14 protein-coding genes are annotated in these 15,712 nt (G+C 68.4%); 7 read left to right on the top strand and 7 right to left on the bottom strand.

Annotated elements, in window-relative coordinates; all coding sequences use genetic code 11:
- Positions 1 to 49 precede the first annotated feature (49 nt).
- Entirely contained in the window at positions 50 to 928 is an 879-nt protein-coding gene (locus VVR85_RS10610; RefSeq protein WP_368520841.1) for a sucrase ferredoxin, read from the bottom strand.
- Positions 929 to 1,058: 130 nt separating this feature from the next.
- Here VVR85_RS10610 and VVR85_RS10605 point away from each other — a divergent pair, with 130 nt between their 5' ends.
- On the top strand, positions 1,059 to 1,685 hold the full coding sequence (locus tag VVR85_RS10605; RefSeq protein ID WP_368520840.1) for a hypothetical protein: 627 nt from the start codon (positions 1,059 to 1,061) through the stop codon (positions 1,683 to 1,685).
- Between the two features lie 38 nt (positions 1,686 to 1,723).
- Here VVR85_RS10605 and VVR85_RS10600 read toward each other — a convergent pair whose 3' ends face one another.
- From VVR85_RS10600 to VVR85_RS10585, 4 genes are all read right to left on the bottom strand, one after another.
- Positions 1,724 to 3,310, bottom strand: coding sequence for a DNA polymerase Y family protein (locus VVR85_RS10600; RefSeq protein ID WP_368520839.1), 1,587 nt, complete (start codon positions 3,308 to 3,310; stop codon positions 1,724 to 1,726).
- Positions 3,307 to 4,095 carry a hypothetical protein gene (locus tag VVR85_RS10595; RefSeq protein WP_368520838.1) on the bottom strand — a complete coding sequence of 263 codons (789 nt, stop codon included), beginning with the start codon at positions 4,093 to 4,095 and terminating at the stop codon, positions 3,307 to 3,309. Before VVR85_RS10595 ends, VVR85_RS10600 begins: the two co-directional genes overlap by 4 nt.
- An 82-nt stretch (positions 4,096 to 4,177) precedes the next feature.
- Complete coding sequence (locus tag VVR85_RS10590) at positions 4,178 to 4,840, bottom strand: response regulator (RefSeq protein WP_368520837.1); 663 nt, start codon at positions 4,838 to 4,840, stop codon at positions 4,178 to 4,180.
- A gap of 2 nt (positions 4,841 to 4,842) precedes the next feature.
- Positions 4,843 to 6,027 (bottom strand): PspC domain-containing protein, encoded by a 1,185-nt coding sequence (locus tag VVR85_RS10585; protein ID WP_368520836.1) that lies wholly within the window; start codon positions 6,025 to 6,027, stop codon positions 4,843 to 4,845.
- Positions 6,028 to 6,150: 123 nt separating this feature from the next.
- On the opposite strand from VVR85_RS10585, the gene VVR85_RS10580 reads away from it, so the two are divergent.
- The 5 genes from VVR85_RS10580 (at position 6,151) to VVR85_RS10560 (ending at position 11,031) form a co-directional block, all read left to right on the top strand.
- Positions 6,151 to 7,440: a PspC domain-containing protein gene (locus tag VVR85_RS10580; protein ID WP_368520835.1), complete on the top strand. Its 1,290-nt coding sequence runs from the start codon at positions 6,151 to 6,153 to the stop codon at positions 7,438 to 7,440.
- 295 nt (positions 7,441 to 7,735) lie between these two features.
- Positions 7,736 to 8,791, top strand: coding sequence for an efflux RND transporter periplasmic adaptor subunit (locus VVR85_RS10575; RefSeq protein ID WP_368520834.1), 1,056 nt, complete (start codon positions 7,736 to 7,738; stop codon positions 8,789 to 8,791).
- On the top strand, positions 8,773 to 9,039 hold the full coding sequence (locus VVR85_RS10570) for a hypothetical protein (RefSeq protein WP_368520833.1): 267 nt from the start codon (positions 8,773 to 8,775) through the stop codon (positions 9,037 to 9,039). Before VVR85_RS10575 ends, VVR85_RS10570 begins: the two co-directional genes overlap by 19 nt.
- A gap of 23 nt (positions 9,040 to 9,062) precedes the next feature.
- The gene (locus VVR85_RS10565; protein WP_368520845.1) at positions 9,063 to 9,737 is read left to right on the top strand and encodes an ABC transporter ATP-binding protein; all 675 of its coding nucleotides are present in this window, start codon (positions 9,063 to 9,065) and stop codon (positions 9,735 to 9,737) included.
- On the top strand, positions 9,727 to 11,031 hold the full coding sequence (locus VVR85_RS10560; RefSeq protein WP_368520832.1) for an ABC transporter permease: 1,305 nt from the start codon (positions 9,727 to 9,729) through the stop codon (positions 11,029 to 11,031). Before VVR85_RS10565 ends, VVR85_RS10560 begins: the two co-directional genes overlap by 11 nt.
- 138 nt (positions 11,032 to 11,169) lie before the next feature.
- On the opposite strand, the gene guaA is transcribed toward VVR85_RS10560, so the two are convergent.
- Positions 11,170 to 12,750 carry a glutamine-hydrolyzing GMP synthase gene (gene guaA, locus VVR85_RS10555; protein ID WP_368520831.1) on the bottom strand — a complete coding sequence of 527 codons (1,581 nt, stop codon included), beginning with the start codon at positions 12,748 to 12,750 and terminating at the stop codon, positions 11,170 to 11,172.
- Between the two features lie 172 nt (positions 12,751 to 12,922).
- On the opposite strand from guaA, the gene VVR85_RS10550 reads away from it, so the two are divergent.
- Positions 12,923 to 14,293 (top strand): amino acid permease, encoded by a 1,371-nt coding sequence (locus tag VVR85_RS10550; protein ID WP_368520830.1) that lies wholly within the window; start codon positions 12,923 to 12,925, stop codon positions 14,291 to 14,293.
- Positions 14,294 to 14,491: 198 nt separating this feature from the next.
- On the opposite strand, the gene VVR85_RS10545 is transcribed toward VVR85_RS10550, so the two are convergent.
- Positions 14,492 to 15,640: a GuaB3 family IMP dehydrogenase-related protein gene (locus tag VVR85_RS10545; protein WP_368520829.1), complete on the bottom strand. Its 1,149-nt coding sequence runs from the start codon at positions 15,638 to 15,640 to the stop codon at positions 14,492 to 14,494.
- Positions 15,641 to 15,712 lie beyond the last annotated feature (72 nt).

Below are 15,712 nucleotides of genomic sequence, written 5' to 3'. Positions count from 1 at the left end.
CAGTTAAAGCTGGTGCCGGCCGGGGGTTGGTTTATCTCCGGGGGCAGGCTTAGGCGACTTCCCAGATGAGGGAGGACTTCGGTTCCTTCCCGCAGGAGGCGACGATGCCGTCGTATTCGCGCTGGACCAGCTCGATGTCCCAGTGCCGCCCGTCGCGGTGGCTAACGCGCACGGGCCCGGAGCCGGTGTCCGTGGGGCGCAGATCCGCGTATCCCAGCTCCTCGCCGGCCTCGATGAGGCGGCGGGCGACCTCCAGCTCGGCTACCTGCCCGCGCTGGGAATACAGGCCGCGGCCACGGTTGGCCGGGTAGAAATAGCTGCCGTTCAAGGCCTGCTTGGTCATCTCGCGCGCGGCCTCCAGGTTCAGGCGGCCGAAGGAGTAGCCCCACGGCATCAGCAGCACGGAGGGGGCGAAGCGATGGCCCTTGGTGTGGGAGGTCTCCCAGACAATCGCCGGGAAGATTTCGCCCAGCTGCACGGCCAGCGGGCGGCCCTTGATGGCGCAGCACTTGTCGCGCTTGGAGTGGGTGCACACCAGCACTAGGGGCGTGTCCAGCTCGCCGCCGCCGTTGCGGCCCGGGCCGGAAAGATCCAGGTTGAGGATGTCTTCCGGGCCTTCCAGCAGGAGCATTTCCATCTCCCCGCGCTCGGCCCAGACCAGGTAGCAGCGGTGCACGCTGCCGACCTGGTGGCCGGCCCGCCCGGGCCGCCGAATGAGCTGGAGGCCCGCCTGCCCGTCGAGTTTCTCTTTCAGCCGGGCGGTGAGCTCTGGGCTAAAGGTGCCGCCGTCCAGGATGTCGTGGGACCACCCGCCGGGCCACTCGAAGAGGACATAGACGGATTCCTGCTTCGCGGACCCAGCCAGCGGCTCGACGTCGACGTCGGAACACAGCGCGTCAGCTGCCCCGATCTTTTCAGCTGTTGACATGACCGTCATTCTACCTCCCGCCGGCCCGCCGAAAACCCCTAGCCAAGGCACTGCAATAATTTTATTTCCTTTCGAGTGAAATCGAACTCGTATTTTGTTTCTCCCTGGAAAAACCGCTACCGTAGGCACTATGTCTGTCCCTGACCGAGCCCGCCGGGCCCAAATTGCAGCAATTTTTATCACCGCTGCGTGTGGCCTGTCTGCCTGCTCGACGGACGGCTCCCGGGACATGTTCGCCGGGATTGGCGACGCCCACCCCACGGATTCTTCCTCGGCGGACTCCGACAAGCAGGATCACAACGTCTCCGGCCCCAGCCCCCTGGGCGACGCCAACAAGGAGATGAAGACCCAGCGCCCGCCGGCACCCGCCCGCCTGATGGTGACCAACATGCGCATCGGCCAGCACCCCGGCTTTGAGCGCGTGGTCTTCGACCTGGAGGGCGAGGGCCAGCCCGGCTGGTTCGTCGATTTCCAGGACCAGCCTACCCAGCAGGGCTCCGGCAAGCGCATCAACTACTACGGCGCGACCGCCCTCAACGTCAACATCGACGGCACCGTCCTGCCCTACGAGCTGGGCAAGGACGACCCGGCGCTCGGCACCATGACCGGCTACGGCAGCCTGATCACCGAGGTCACCAGCGCCGGCACCTTCGAGGGCCGCTCCCAGTTCATCATCGGCCTCGACCAGGCCCACCCCTACTCCGTGGAGGTCCTCGACAACCCGAAGCGCGTGGTCATCGACATCCTCGACCGCTAACCCGTACCGCGCAGAGACGCGGCACTGGCCCCGCCTTCCTAGACGTAGCTGGCTTCGACCGTCCAGCGCCCGGCCTGCCAATTGAGCAGCCAGGCCCGCGTCTTTTCTTGATCCGTGCCGACTATCTGCAGCCGCGCCAGGCGCGTGCCGGCGCCCGTCCACCAGCCCGTGTCCACCGGCCACGGGCCTGCCCACGCGGTGACCAGGTAGCGGTTTTTACCCCAGGCCAGGCCGGCCGGCTCAGCCGAGAGCAGCGCCTCCTCGGTGACGAAGACGTCGTGGCCTTCGGCATTGATCATCCGGATGCGGGCGGCCGGGTGGTTCGCGCTCGGGTGATCGAGCTCCAGCTGGGCCGGCAGCGGCGCCGGAATCCGGCCCGGCCAACTGCCCGGCGGCACGGGCTCGACCCGCTCGCCGTAAGGCACAAAATCGACCCGCTCGGCCACCCCGCGGCCGCCGCGGTCTACCGGCTGGACCACCTTGTCGATGCCCAGCTGGGACTGGACGCGCTCGATGACCTGCTGGGCGTGGGCGGCCGAACCCGCCCCGGATTCCACCAGGCTGTGTTGCTCCGGCTGGGCGACCTCCAGCGGTTCCAGCCCGAGCCCCACGATGCCGCCCTCGGCCTGGTTGCCCACCAGCCAGCCGTCGAGCTGCCAGCGCACCCGGTCCGCGGTGGCGGATTCGCTCAGCGCCGCGCGCGTGCGCCAGACCCGCCGCAGCTCCGTGCCGTCGGCCCACTGCGCGCTCACGCGCAGGCGCAGGCACGACAGCCCGGCCGCGCTCAAGCGCTGGTGCAGCTGGGCGGCCAGCTGGCGGGCGGCGAACGCGGCGGCGTCCACGCGCTCCAGCGGATCCTCCGGCCGCATCCACACGTCCAGTTCAGCACCCGCCAGCTCCGGGGCGACCCGCCGGTCCAGCTGCGCGCTGGCGATGGCGTGGCACCGCCGCCCGGCGTGGCCGAAGCGGCTGGTGACTTGGTGCAGCGGCAGCTGCGCCACATCCCCCAAGGTGGGCAGACCCAGCCGCACGAACTGGGCGACCAGCTCCGGCGGGCAGCCCAGGGAGACCTCCGCGGCCAGCACCTGGACGCTGCGCGGGGCCAAGAACTGCCGGGAGGCCCCTGGCTCCACCACCACGCCGAGCCCGCGGTCCCGGGCCGCGATGATGGCGGTGGCCAGCTCATCGGCCACCCCGACCGTCATGTCCAGGCCCTGGCGCGCGGCGGCGTCGACCAACATCTCCACCGCGATGGCCTCCCCGCCGTGGAAGCGGGCGGCCGCGGCGGCGTCCACCACCACGAGGCCGGGGCGGATGACCTCGATGGACGAGGCCACCGCGTCCAGGGATTCCACGATTTCGGCGAAGACGGCGCCCTCGCGCTCCGGCTGGGACTCCCAGACTAAAAGCTCCGGGCAGACCGCCTGGGCCGCCCGCACCCGCATGCCGCGGTGGACCCCGGCGCGGCGCGCGGCGGTATTGCAGACCTTCACGGCCCCGCCGGCGAGGACCCCGATGGGGCTGCCCGCCCCCGCGCCCTCCGGCAGGGTCTCGGCGTAGCGGGCGGCCTGGATGGGCCAGTCGGGAAACCAGAGCGCAGCAATCCGCACGGCCGGCGCGCTCATGCGCACCTCACCACGGACTGCGCCGGGCGCGACAGGTACTTCGAATACGCCTGCACGCGCACCTCGACCCCGCGGATGCGCCCGCACCCGCGCCCGATCCCCGGGTAGGACTCCACCTGGGCGTCCAACCGCAGCGCCGCGGACGGCACGTGCTGCCCGACGGTAATGAGCACCGCGCGCCCCTGCCGCAGCCGCGCCGCCACCGGGCGCGCCCGCGCGGGGCTTAGCACCCGCTGCTGGGAGGCCGCGCGCACGCGCTGGATGACAAAATCCATGCCCTCGACCAAGGTGGCGCTGACCGCCCACGGATCCGTGCCCGGGTCCGGCACCGCGACGACCTTGCTGATATCCCCGCGCTCGCACACCTGGGCCAGGGCCAGCTCCGGCCAGCCGACCAGGGCCACGTAGTAGCCTTCCTCCGTGGCTTGGCACACCAGTTCTATTATGAAGGCCGGGCACTCGCTGCACCGCACCGCGCTGCCGCGCACCAGGCCGCCCGCCGGGAGGGCGCCGGCCAGCGCGCCGCCCAGCTCAATCTGCTGCTCGGCAGCCTGCGCCCCGCGGGGCGCCACGCCGCCGGCCAGTGCGGCCTGCCCGCCGGACCCCCCGGAACTTTTGTTACTTCCCTGTTCAGCACCGCTTTCGGCGGAGCGTGCAGCGCGCTGCTGAGGCCCACGCGCGGGCAGGGCGGAGCCGCCGCCCATCTTTTCCATCTGCGCGCGCAGGGCCGCCACCCGGTCCTCGACCGACTGGCCCACCACTTGGGGAACACTTGTTTGCTGCACCCCTCAAGTATGAACTCTCCCCCGGACACATGCAAACGTCCGTTCGACTGGCGCAAGGGGTGTGCGCCTCACCTGGGATTAATCAGTCCAGGTCGCGGCTGGCCGCCCAGCGGGTGAGCTGATAGCGGTTGGACTGCTGGGTCTTGCGCAAGATATTGGAGGCGTGCGTTTCCACCGTCTTGATGGAGATGAACAGCTTCTGCCCGATCTCGCGGTAGGTATAGCCGCGCGCCAGCAGGCGCAGTACCTCCAGCTCGCGCGGGGTCAGGGCGTCGACTATCGGATCCTCGCCCTGGGCGGGCAGGGGCTTGGGCTCGCCCTCCGGTTCCGGCGCCGGCTCGCCGGCGGCGAAGACGTCCAGCACGAAGCCGGCCAGCCGCGGGGAGAAATACGCGTCCCCGCCGTAGACCTGCTCGACCGCCCGCGCCAGCTCCGCGCCGTCGATATTCTTAGTCACGTATCCGCGCGCCCCGGCGCGGATGAGAGCGATGACGTCTTCCGCGGCATCGGACACACTCAGCGCCAAGAACTTCGGGCCCGGCTCAATGCCCTGGATGACGGCCAGCCCGCCGCCGTCCGGCATGTGCACGTCCAGCAGGACCACGTCCGGCCGGGTCTCGTTGATGCCACGGATGGCCTCGGCGACCGTCCCGGCGTCCCCCACGATGTCTACCTTGTCGGCCAGCTCCGCGCGCACCCCGGCGCGGAAGACGGAGTGATCATCGACCAAGAAGACAGTAACCATGCCTATAACGCTACCGTGAGCTCCACTTCCGTGCCGGCCCCGGGCTGGCTATCCAGCCGTGCCGCACCGCCCGCGCGTTCCATGCGCTGCCGGATGGAGTCCCGGATCCCGTGGCGGTCGGCCGCCACCGCAGTCGGGTCAAAGCCCACGCCGCGGTCGCGCACGAACAGGGTCAGCTCGCCTGCCAGCACCTCGCAGAAGACGTCGACCGTGTCCACCTGCGCGTGCTTGCCGGCGTTGACTAGCGCCTCGCGGGCCGCCTCGACCGCCAGCTTGGTGTTGTCGCTCAGGGGCGCGTCCTGCCCCACGGTCACCGGACTAATCCGCACGTTGAATAGGTCCTCGACCTCGGCGCAGGCGGCTTCCACCGCGCCGAAGATGGTCTCCGGGGTGGCGGAGTCGGCATCGAAAAGCCAGGCCCGCAGCTGGCGCTCCTGGGAGCGGGCCAGCCGCGCGACCTCCGGGCCATCGTCGGCGCGTTTCTGGATAAGCGCCAGGGTCTGCAGCACCGAGTCGTGCAGCTTGGAGGCGATAGCCGTCCGCTCGTCCGCCGCCGCCTTCGCCGCCTTTTCCTCCGCCAGCGAGCGCCACAGCTTCAGCACCAGCGGGATGACCAGCACGCCCAGCCCCAGCATGGTCAGCAGGGAGGCCACCAGCGCCGAGCTGAACCCGTGCTCGCGGTCCCAGAACACCGCCATGACCACCGTGCCGGCCAGCACCAGGGCAAAGCCGGCCGCGAGGCTGCCCATGCCGAGCAGCGTATTCGTCGCGCGATCGTAGGCCTGCCAGGCCAGCAAGGCGCCCACCGCGACGAAAGCCAGCGGCATCAGCACCTGCGGCGGCACGCCCAGCACCACCGTCGCGATTGCGACCCCGGCCGCCAGCGCGAGGGCCACCACCAGCCCCCAGCCCCAGCGCGGGATCTCCCACTGCGAGGCCGGGGCCTGGGCGCCCTCCCGGGCCGGGGTGCAGATCCACAGGCCCGCGTACAAAATCAGCCCCACCCCGGAGACCAGCGTCAGCCCGGCCAGCGCCAGGCGCACCCAGAGGATGTCCACGCCTAGGTTTTCGGCCACACCGCTGGCCACGCCGGCGACCATCTTGCCCTGCTGCGGGCGCACCATGGCCGGGTAGGGTGCCGCGCGCCGCTGGGAATACGCGGCGGGCTCGGACGGGGGAGTACTCATAGATCAATATCGTGCCACGCTCCCGCGCAGACCACATCCGGGATCACCCTGAGAGGTCTAATCCGGGCAAAGATCAGGGCGCTCCCCGATGTGCGGGGCAGGCACGCAGACCATACTTAAAGCATGACTTCCCCATACGAGCCTTTCCACTCCACGCCCCGCTCCGAACCCCACTCCGAATCTCATTCGGATCCCCACGCTGCCGCCTCCGCTAACGATGCCCCCGCCAGCCCCTATTCCGCCCCCACCCACTCCGATTCCACCGACGGGCTGGGCGAGACCCTGCGCGCCATGTGGGCCACCCGCCCGCCGCGCATCCCCGCCGAGCAGGGCGGCAACGCCAAGATAGCCGGCGTGTGCGAGGGCATCGGCGCCCGCTTCGGCATCGACCCGGTCCTGCCCCGCGTGGCCTTCGTCGCCACCACCCTCGCCTTCGGCGGCGGGCTGGCGGCCTACTTCTTAGCCTGGGCGCTGATGCCCCGCTATTCCAAGGCCTCTTCCCCGGTCGAGGATCTCTTCGGCCGCCGGGACGGGGAGACTTCCGAGTCGGGGCTTGCCATCGCCTTGCTCATCGGCTTCCTGATGACCTCCGGGGCCTGGTCGGTAACCATCATGGAAGACTCCTTCTTCCCCTCCTTTAGCTCCTCGGCCCTAGGCATTGCCCTGTTCACCGGCCTCATCTGGTTCTTCCTGTACCGCCGCCGCCCGACCCCGCCGGCGGGACTTTTAGCGGCCGGGCAGCTCGCCCAGACCGACGCGCAGCAGGCGCAGCCGGCCGCGGACCCGGAGGTGGACATGTCGATGTTCACCCCGGTGGACGGCTACCCCTTCCCACCGGGCCGGAACACCCCGCCGGCCTGGGACCCGCTGGGCGCCGCCCCGGACACCTGGCACTTGCCGGACCCGCGCCCGGCCGAACAGCCGAAGAAGAAGCGATCCCTCTTCAAGACCCTCCTGGTCATCGCCTTGAGTTTCTTCGGCGTGGCCCTGGCCGCCGCCCTCGTCATCGCCGCCACCGTGGGCTTCGGGGTGGTCCGCCACGTCGACAACCCCACCGACGGGCTGACGGTCACCGACGGCTTCGTCTTCGACGACCGCGAATACACTCCCACCTCGGTCAACGGCCTGCCGCAGACCTACGACTTCTCCGTCGGCTACGGCAAGGTGGACTTCAGCCAAATCCGCGACTGGGACCAGCTCAACCACCGCACCGAGGTCACCATCGACGCCGGGGTTGGCAACCTCGACATCGTCCTGCCGAAGGGGGTCTCCTACAGCCTGACCTGTGACGACGGCGTGGGTACCACCAACTGCCGCGAGCAGGACAACCCCGACGCCAAGTTCGCCGTCCACGTTGACGCCGGCGTTGGCAACGTCACCATCGACTACCCCACCGCCGCTGCCAATTCCTAGGCGCGCAGGTTAACCCCTCCGCTCTTAAAACCTCCGCCTAGGCTCGGGCTTTCCCTCGGTCCGGCTCCCGCTCCCCAATTCCTCACGCCCCTCTCCCTCGCCCATCCTCCCCGACGTGATTTTCACCCGGCTATGTATTTTTCCGGGAAATCATTCTCAGGGAGGATTAAGGTGAGGGTTTTCGCGTCCATAGTTAGGAGCTGCCAAAAACTTGCCCGTCTGCCACCCCGCGGTGCCAGAGCCTTAAATCCTGCCTTTGCCCCAAGGCCTTTACTCAAAAGGAGTACTAGCTGTTATGGCCATCGAGCCCGCTACCGCTAAGAGGAAAACCAAGAAGCCGCTGATCATCGGCGCCATTATCGCCGTGGTTGTCCTCATCCTCGGCGCGCTTGCCTGGTCCTGGTACGCCAGCGTGGCCAGCGGGAGCGTCCTGCAGGCCGACGACGTCACCGAGGTCACCCGCGGGGACGTCACCAACGCGGTCAGCGCCAACGGCACCGTGGCCGCCCGCGAAGAGGCCGTACTGTCCACGCGCCTGACCGGCCCGGTCTCCAGCGTGCGCGTGGGCGACCGCGTCCAGGCCCATCAGCCCCTGGCCGTCATTGACACCACCCCGGAGGAGCAGGAGCTGGCCGGCCAGCGCGCCACCCAGCGCACCGAGCTGCGCTCCGCCCAGAACCAGGTGGCCGACGCCCAGGCCGAGCTGGATCGCCTCTACACCGCCGCCGCCAACGGGGAGACCGAATCCGCCGCGACCGGGGCGACCGGCGAGGGCGAGGAGGGCGCCGCCGCCGCAGCCGGCGACATCCAGACCCAGATCGCCGCCCAGGAACGCGCCCTGGCCCGCGCCCAGGAGGACGTCTCTGCCGCGCAGGAGTCGGCCAACCTGGCCAACGCCGGGCTGGAAAACTCCATCAACGCCGGCACGCTGTCCGCCCCCTTCGAGGGAGTGGTGACCGCCCTGAACGCCCGGGAAGGCAGCCCCGCGGAAGGGCCGGTGGCCACCGTGGCGGACGACTCCACGCTGGAAATCCGCACCACCGTCAACGAGGTCGACATGCCCAACCTGCGCCCGGGCAACCGGGTGACGTTTACCTCCCCGAGCGCCCCGGGCAAGGAATTTGCCGGCAAGGTCACCGGCATCTCTCCGGTCGCCCAGCAGCCCAAGGCCGCCGCTGGCGCCGGCGCCGGCGGGGATAGCGCCGCGCTGGCCGGACAGGGCGGGGCCACCAAGGCGACCTTCCCAGTCACCATCGAGGTCACCGCGACACCGAGGGCCTGCACATCGGCTCCACGGCAAAGACCAAGATCGTCTCCGCGGAGGAAAAACACGTGCCCACCGTGCCGCTGACCGCGATTCTCAGCGAGGGGCAGCGCGCCTTCGTCCTCGTGGCCGAGCCCGCCGGCGACAACCCAGACGAGGACGGCTACCGCGTGGTCAAGCGCCCCGTGACCGTGGGCATTACCAGTGCCTTCGCCGCGGAGCTCAAGGGCACGGAGGTCAAGCCCGGCGAGATCGTGCTCACCCAGACCCGCGACCACGAGGATCTGGTCGATCAGAACGTCACCATCGCCGGATTCGAAGGCAGCGAACAGTGACCGAGAACCACGCCCTCATCGACATGCGCGGCATCGTCAAAAGCTTCAACGTCGGCACCGAAGGGGAACTGACCGTCCTGCCGGGCTGCGACTTCCAGGTCCCCCGCGGGGAATTCACCGCCGTGGTCGGCGCCTCCGGTTCCGGCAAGTCGACCCTGATGAACATCATCGGGCTGCTGGACCGGCCGAGCGCGGGCACCTACCTGCTCGACGGCATCGACGTGCTCGATAGCACCGACGACCAGCTGGCGCACTACCGCAGCCAGGCCATCGGCTTCGTCTTCCAGAACTTCAACCTGGTCGGCCGCATCAGCGCCGCCAAGAACGTGGAAATGCCCCTAGTCTACGCCGGCGTGCCCGCCAAGCAGCGCGCGCAGCGGGCCGCGGAGCTGCTCGAGCTCGTCGGCATGGCCGACCGCGCCCACCACCTGCCCAACGAGCTGTCCGGCGGGCAGAAGCAGCGCGTGGCCATCGCCCGCGCGCTGGCCAACGACCCCGATATCCTGCTCGCCGACGAGCCGACCGGCGCGCTGGACTCGCACACCGGCCGCCGCGTGATGGACCTTTTCCACACGCTGCACCGCGAGCACGGCAAGACCATCGTGTTCATCACCCACAACCCGGAACTGGCCGAAGAGACCGAACGCACCGTCACCATGCGCGACGGCATTTTGCAGGAGGAGCCCCGTGAGCATTAAGGAATCCGTCTTCCTGGCGCTAACCAGCCTGCGCACCAACAAGATGCGCTCGTTTTTGACGCTGCTGGGGGTCATCATCGGCATCGCCGCGGTCATCGCCATCATGACGCTGAGCGCCTCGCTGAAAAACCAGTTCCAGCAAAACCTGGACGACGCGGGCATCAACAACCTCAACGTCGATGTCACCTCCCGCCCCGCCGAGGGGGAGGAGGACGCCGAGGACCCGGCGGCCATGTACGGCTCCGGCGAGAGCATCGATAGCGCCTCGCTGATTAGCCCCGATCAGCTCGAGCAGCTGCGGAAGCACATGGGCGACATGGTCACCGGGATCGGCGTGGGAGAAAACTCCGCCACTTTCGGCAAGGTCTCCATGGACAACCAGCTCGTGCCCCAGGAGTTCTCCGCGACCACCCGCGGCATCAACCCGGACACGGCGCTGATTAACGGCGACCCGCTGGCGGCCGGCCGGGACATCGAGGACGCCGACATCGACGGCGCCCGCCCGGTGGCCGTGCTCAACGCGGACCTGTCGGAAAAACTCTTCGGCGCGGACCCGCACAACGCGCTCGGCCAATTCGTGGAATTTACCCCGGAGGAAGGCAACGCGGTAGATCTGATGGTCGTCGGTGTAAAGGCCCGGGAGGAATCCGCCGGCCTGCTTAGCGTCAACGCCGAGGATCTCAGCCTGACGGTCCCCTACCCGCTGGCGGCGAATTACTCGAAGCAGCCCGGCGCCGGCGAGGCTTTCAACCACCTGACGGTCCAGATGGCCAACTCGGTCGACAAGCAGGCCGCGGCCGACCGCCTGCGCGCGGCCTTAGACGAGATGTACGCGGACAACGACGCCTACCACGCCAAGGTCACGGACTTTAGCCAGGACATGGCCAGCTTCAACCAGGTCATTACCTCGCTGAGCATTGGCCTGGCCGCCATCGGCGGCATCTCGCTGCTGGTCGGCGGCATCGGGGTCATGAACATCATGCTGATCACCGTCACCGAGCGCACCCGGGAGATCGGCGTGCGCAAGGCCCTGGGGGCAACCCGCCGGGATATCCGCTGGCAGTTCGTCACCGAGGCCATCATCGTCTGCCTGGTCGGCGGCGTCATCGGCATCATCCTCGGCGCCCTAGCCGGCATGGCCGGTTCCGCCGCGATGGGGCTCCTCGCCTTCCCGCCACTGTCCGCCGTGGTCATCTCCCTGCTCTTCGCCCTCGCCATCGGCCTGTTCTTCGGCTACTACCCCGCCGGCAAGGCCGCTAAACTCGACCCCATTGAGGCCCTGCGGTACGAGTAGCTGGCCCCGCCGGACTGCTAAAACCGCGAAAATACACAAACCCGCCGCCGCTACCAGGACACGTTCCTGAGGTAGCGGCGGCAGGTTTTTATGCTGAAAGGCGCGTGCCTTCAGCTGAAGCCGGTTAAGCTTTCCGGCTTATTCCCACTCGATGGTTCCCGGCGGCTTGGAGGTCACGTCGAGCACGACGCGGTTGACTTCCTTGACCTCGTTGGTGATCTTGGTGGAGATCTTCTCCAACACGTCGTAAGGGATGCGGGTCCAGTCCGCGGTCATGGCGTCCTCGGAGGAGACCGGGCGCAGCACGATCGGGTGGCCGTAGGTACGGCCATCGCCTTGGACGCCGACGGAGCGCACGTCCGCCAGCAGGACCACCGGGCACTGCCAGATCTCAGCGTCCAGGCCGGCGTTGGTCAGCTCGGTGCGGGCGATGAGGTCCGCCTGGCGCAGGGTCTCCAGGCGGTCCTCGGTGACCTCGCCGATGATGCGGATGCCCAGGCCCGGGCCCGGGAAGGGCTGGCGGTTGACAATCTCTTCCGGCAGGCCCAGCTCGCGGCCCACGGCGCGGACCTCGTCCTTGAACAACAGGCGCAGCGGCTCGACCAACTCGAATTCCACGTCGTCCGGCAGGCCGCCGACGTTGTGGTGGGATTTGATGTTCGCGGTGCCGTCGCCGCCGCCGGATTCCACGACGTCCGGGTACAGGGTGCCCTGCACCAGGTAGTCCACGGTGGAGCCTTCCGGGGCGTCATCCAGCACGCCGGCGACGGCGCGCTCGAAGGAGCGGATGAATTCCGCGCCGATGGCCTTGCGCTTGTCTTCCGGGTCGGTCTTGCCGGCCAGCTTCTCCAGGAAGGAGGCGCGCTCGTCCACGGTGACCAGCTTGGCGCCCGTGGAGGCCACGAAGTCCTTTTCCACCTGTTCGCGTTCCCCGGCGCGCAGCAGGCCGTGGTCCACGAAGACGCAGGTCAGGCGGTCGCCGATGGCGCGCTGCACGAGGGCGGCGGCCACGGCGGAGTCCACGCCGCCGGACAGGCCGCAGATGGCCCGGCCGGTCTCGCCGACCTGAGCGCGGACGTCGTCGATGAGCTGCTCGGCGATGTTATCGGCGGTCCAGTTCTGCTCCAGGCCGGCGATCTCGGTCAGAAAGCGGGTCAGCACTTCCTGGCCGTGCGGCGAGTGCAGCACCTCCGGGTGGTACTGGACGCCGGCCATCTTCTTGTCCACGCACTCCATGGCGGCCACCGGGGCGCCCGCGGAGGAGGCGGTCACGGTGAAGCCTTCCGGGGCGGCCGAGACCGCGTCGCCGTGGGACATCCAGACCTTGTGGGTTGCTTCCAGACCGGCGTGCAGCACGCCGGACTGGTCATCCACGTGCAGGTCGGTGCGGCCGTACTCGCGCTCCCCGGTGGAGGAGACGGTGCCGCCCAAAGCGTGGTTCATGGCCTGGAAGCCGTAGCAGATGCCGAAGACCGGCACGCCGAGCTCCAGCAGCTCCGGCTTCAGGGCCGGGGCGCCGTCGGCGTAGACGGAGGAAGGACCACCGGAAAGGATCAGCGCGGCCGGGTTCTTGGCCTTGATCTCCTCCACGGTGGCGGAGTTGGGAACTACCTCGGAGTAAATCTGGGCCTCGCGCACGCGACGGGCGATAAGCTGCGCGTACTGAGCCCCGAAATCCACCACGAGGACTGGACGAGGGGTAGTGGAAGGCTTAGTCACCCCGCCAGTTTAACGCATAGACGGCCCGACGCTATAGCCTGGCCATCCCCCGCAACCTCCCCGCCTCGCGCCCGGTTGCAGAATCAAGCAATTCCCCCGAACTCATGCCCCGCGGTTTATCACTCGTCTATGCTAGAGTGTCATATTTCACACCAGACGAGGAGGAGAGGTAATGAGCACTCCCATCCACGGCGACGAGCTGCCTGAGCAACATAGCCCGGAGCATATTGCGCAGTCGCGCGAAGAATTCGACTTAGAGCACATCCACGAAGAGGACATCCAAGACCCGGTGGAGGGCGAAGACTCCTCCGCCGGCTCCGATCTGACGTGGGCTATCACCCTGTTCGGCACCGCGGTCGGCGCGGGCATCCTCTTTTTGCCGATTAACGCCGGCAGCTTCGGCTTCTGGCCGCTGCTTATCGCCACCGCCTTCATCGGGCCCGTGGTGTTTTTCTCCCACCGCACCTACGCGCGCATCGTCGCCGCCTCCCCCATCAAGGGCCTGGACGTTTTGCAGGTCATCACGGCGCTGACCGGGCGCAAGCGCGGGCTAGCCACGGCGCTGCTGTACTGGCTGGCCATCTACCCCACCGTGCTGATCTACGGCATCAGTATCACAAACACCGTCGACAGCTTCATCGTCAACCAGCTCGGCGGCCCGGAAATCAACCGCTGGGTGCTGGCCAGCGTCTGTATCGGCGTGCTCACCCTCGCCTTCGCCGCCGGCAAGAAGGCCGTGCTCTGGCTGGGCAACGCGCTGGTCTACCCGCTGATTATCGCCCTGGCGGTGGTCTCCATCTACCTCATCCCGCAGTGGGACCTGGCCAGCTTCTACAGCTACCAGTCGGACACGCCCCTGTGGAAGTCCCTGCTGCTTATCCTGCCGGTGCTGGTCTTCTCCTTTAGCCACATGGCGGCGCTGTCCCAGTTCGCGCTTGATGCCCAGCAGGGCCACGGCGATGACGTCGCCAGCACCGAGCGCCAGGTCTCCCGGGTGGAACTTATCACCGCCTGCCTGCTGGTGACCTTCACGATGTTTTTCGTCTGGTCCTGTTCCATGGCCATGGGCGCGGAAGGCATGGACGCCGCGGGCGAGGCCAACATCCCGATCCTGTCCTACTTCGCCAACGTTACCCACACCCCGTTCATGGCTTTCCTCGCCCCCGTGGTGGCCATCTGCGCCATCGCCTCGTCCTTCTCCGGCCACATGCTGGGCACCGAGGAGGGCACCAAGTACATCTTCCGCGTGCTCGCCCCGCGCACCGCGGACAAGCTCACGGGCAAAAAGCTCACCTACGTCATCTACGTGATGGTCTTTATCGGGTCGGTCGCCGTGGCGGTCTACAACCCGTCCATCCTGGACTTCATCTCCGTCGTCGGCGGCATCTTCGTCGCCTTCTTGGTCTACATCGTGCCCATGCTGCTCTTCCGCAAGGCCACCGCCTTCAAGCACTACGCCACCCGGCCGGACACCATCTTCGTCTTCGTCGTGGGCCTTGTCATCATGGCCGTCTCCGCCTGGGACATCGTCGCCGGCAGCTAGGACCGCCGCCGCGCTTAAACGGTCCGACGCGACTGGACCGGGAGTCTGCACGCAGGCCCGGGAGTCCGCGCGCAAAGACGCGAAGGAGGGCATCGCCGTGCTTGGCGATGCCCTCCTTTACTTTCTCGACCAGTGCCTCCCGGGTTTCGGGCGCTCTAGCTTTCCGGGGTCGTACTTTGTGCCGCGTGCCTTCCCGGCTTAGCCGCGGATGGCGAGGTTGACCTTCTGGAAGGACTTCAGGTCCGTGTAGCCGCACTTGGCCATGGCGCGTTTGAGGCCGCCGACCAGGTTGAACTGGCCGAAGGGCTCGTTCGACGGGCCGTGCAGGACCACCTCGAGGCTCGGGGCGTTGTGCTCGACCTCGCCGTCCAGGAAGTCGACGTCCAGGTCGCCCGGGACGGCGGCGGCGTAGTCCACGAAGCCGCGCGGGAAGCGCGGGTGGCCGGCCGCGGCCGGCCAGTACCAGCCCTTGCCGCCGGCCTCGCGGGCCGAGGCCAGAAGCGGGCCCAGGACGACGCCGTCGGCGCCGCAGGCCACGGCCTTGGTGATCTCGGCGGAGTTGACGAAGTCGCCGTCGGCCAACAGGTGCACGTAGCGCCCGCCGGTCTCGTCCAGGTAGTCCCGGCGCGCGGCCGCGGCATCCGCCACGGCGGTAGCCAGGGGCACGTCGATGCCGACGGTCTCCGGGTTGGTGTTCACGCCGCCGCCCACGATGACGCCGGCCGCGCCGGTGCGCATCAGGTGCAGGGCCGTGGTGTAGTCCGCCACGCCGCCGGCGATGACCGGCACGTCCAGGGAACCGATGAATTCCTTCAGGTTCAGCGGCTCGCCGCCGGTGCTGACGTGCTCGGCGGAGATCAGGGTGCCCTGGATGAACAGCAGCTCCGCGCCGGCCGCGATGACCACCGGGGCCAGCTCGCGGGCGTTTTGCGGGGACACGCGCACCGCCACGGTCACGCCGGCCTCCCGCACCTGGCGGATGCGCTCGGTCAGCAGGTCGGTGTCCAGGTCCGCGGCGTGCAGCTCCTGCAGCACGGAGTTATCCCCCGGCTGGGAATAGACCTGCTCGAGCGCGGCCTCCAGGTCCACGTGCCGGCCCCATAGGCCCTCGGCGTTGATAACGCCCAGGCCGCCCTGCTTGCCCATCTCGATGACGAATTCCGGCGTGGCCAGGGCGTCGGTCGGGTGGGAGACGAACGGGATGTCGAAGGTGTAGGCGTCGATGTGCCAGGTGGTGTCCACGTCCTTCGAGGACCGCGTGCGCCGGGTGGGCACCAGGGAAATATCGTCCAGGTCGTAGGTGCGCTGCGCCTGCCGCCCCAGTCCGATTTCTACGTAGTCGCGCATGTGCTGCTCCTTGTCTGTGAGTGTTGCGACGTTGCGGGTAGTGCTACGTGTCGTTTAACGGGTCTTCTACGC

The sequence above is a fragment of the Corynebacterium sp. LK2590 genome, from assembly GCF_040946105.1.
Lineage (GTDB): Bacteria > Actinomycetota > Actinomycetes > Mycobacteriales > Mycobacteriaceae > Corynebacterium.
Note: the sequence above shows the minus strand (reverse complement) of the source record. Positions and strands in the feature narration are given on the sequence as shown.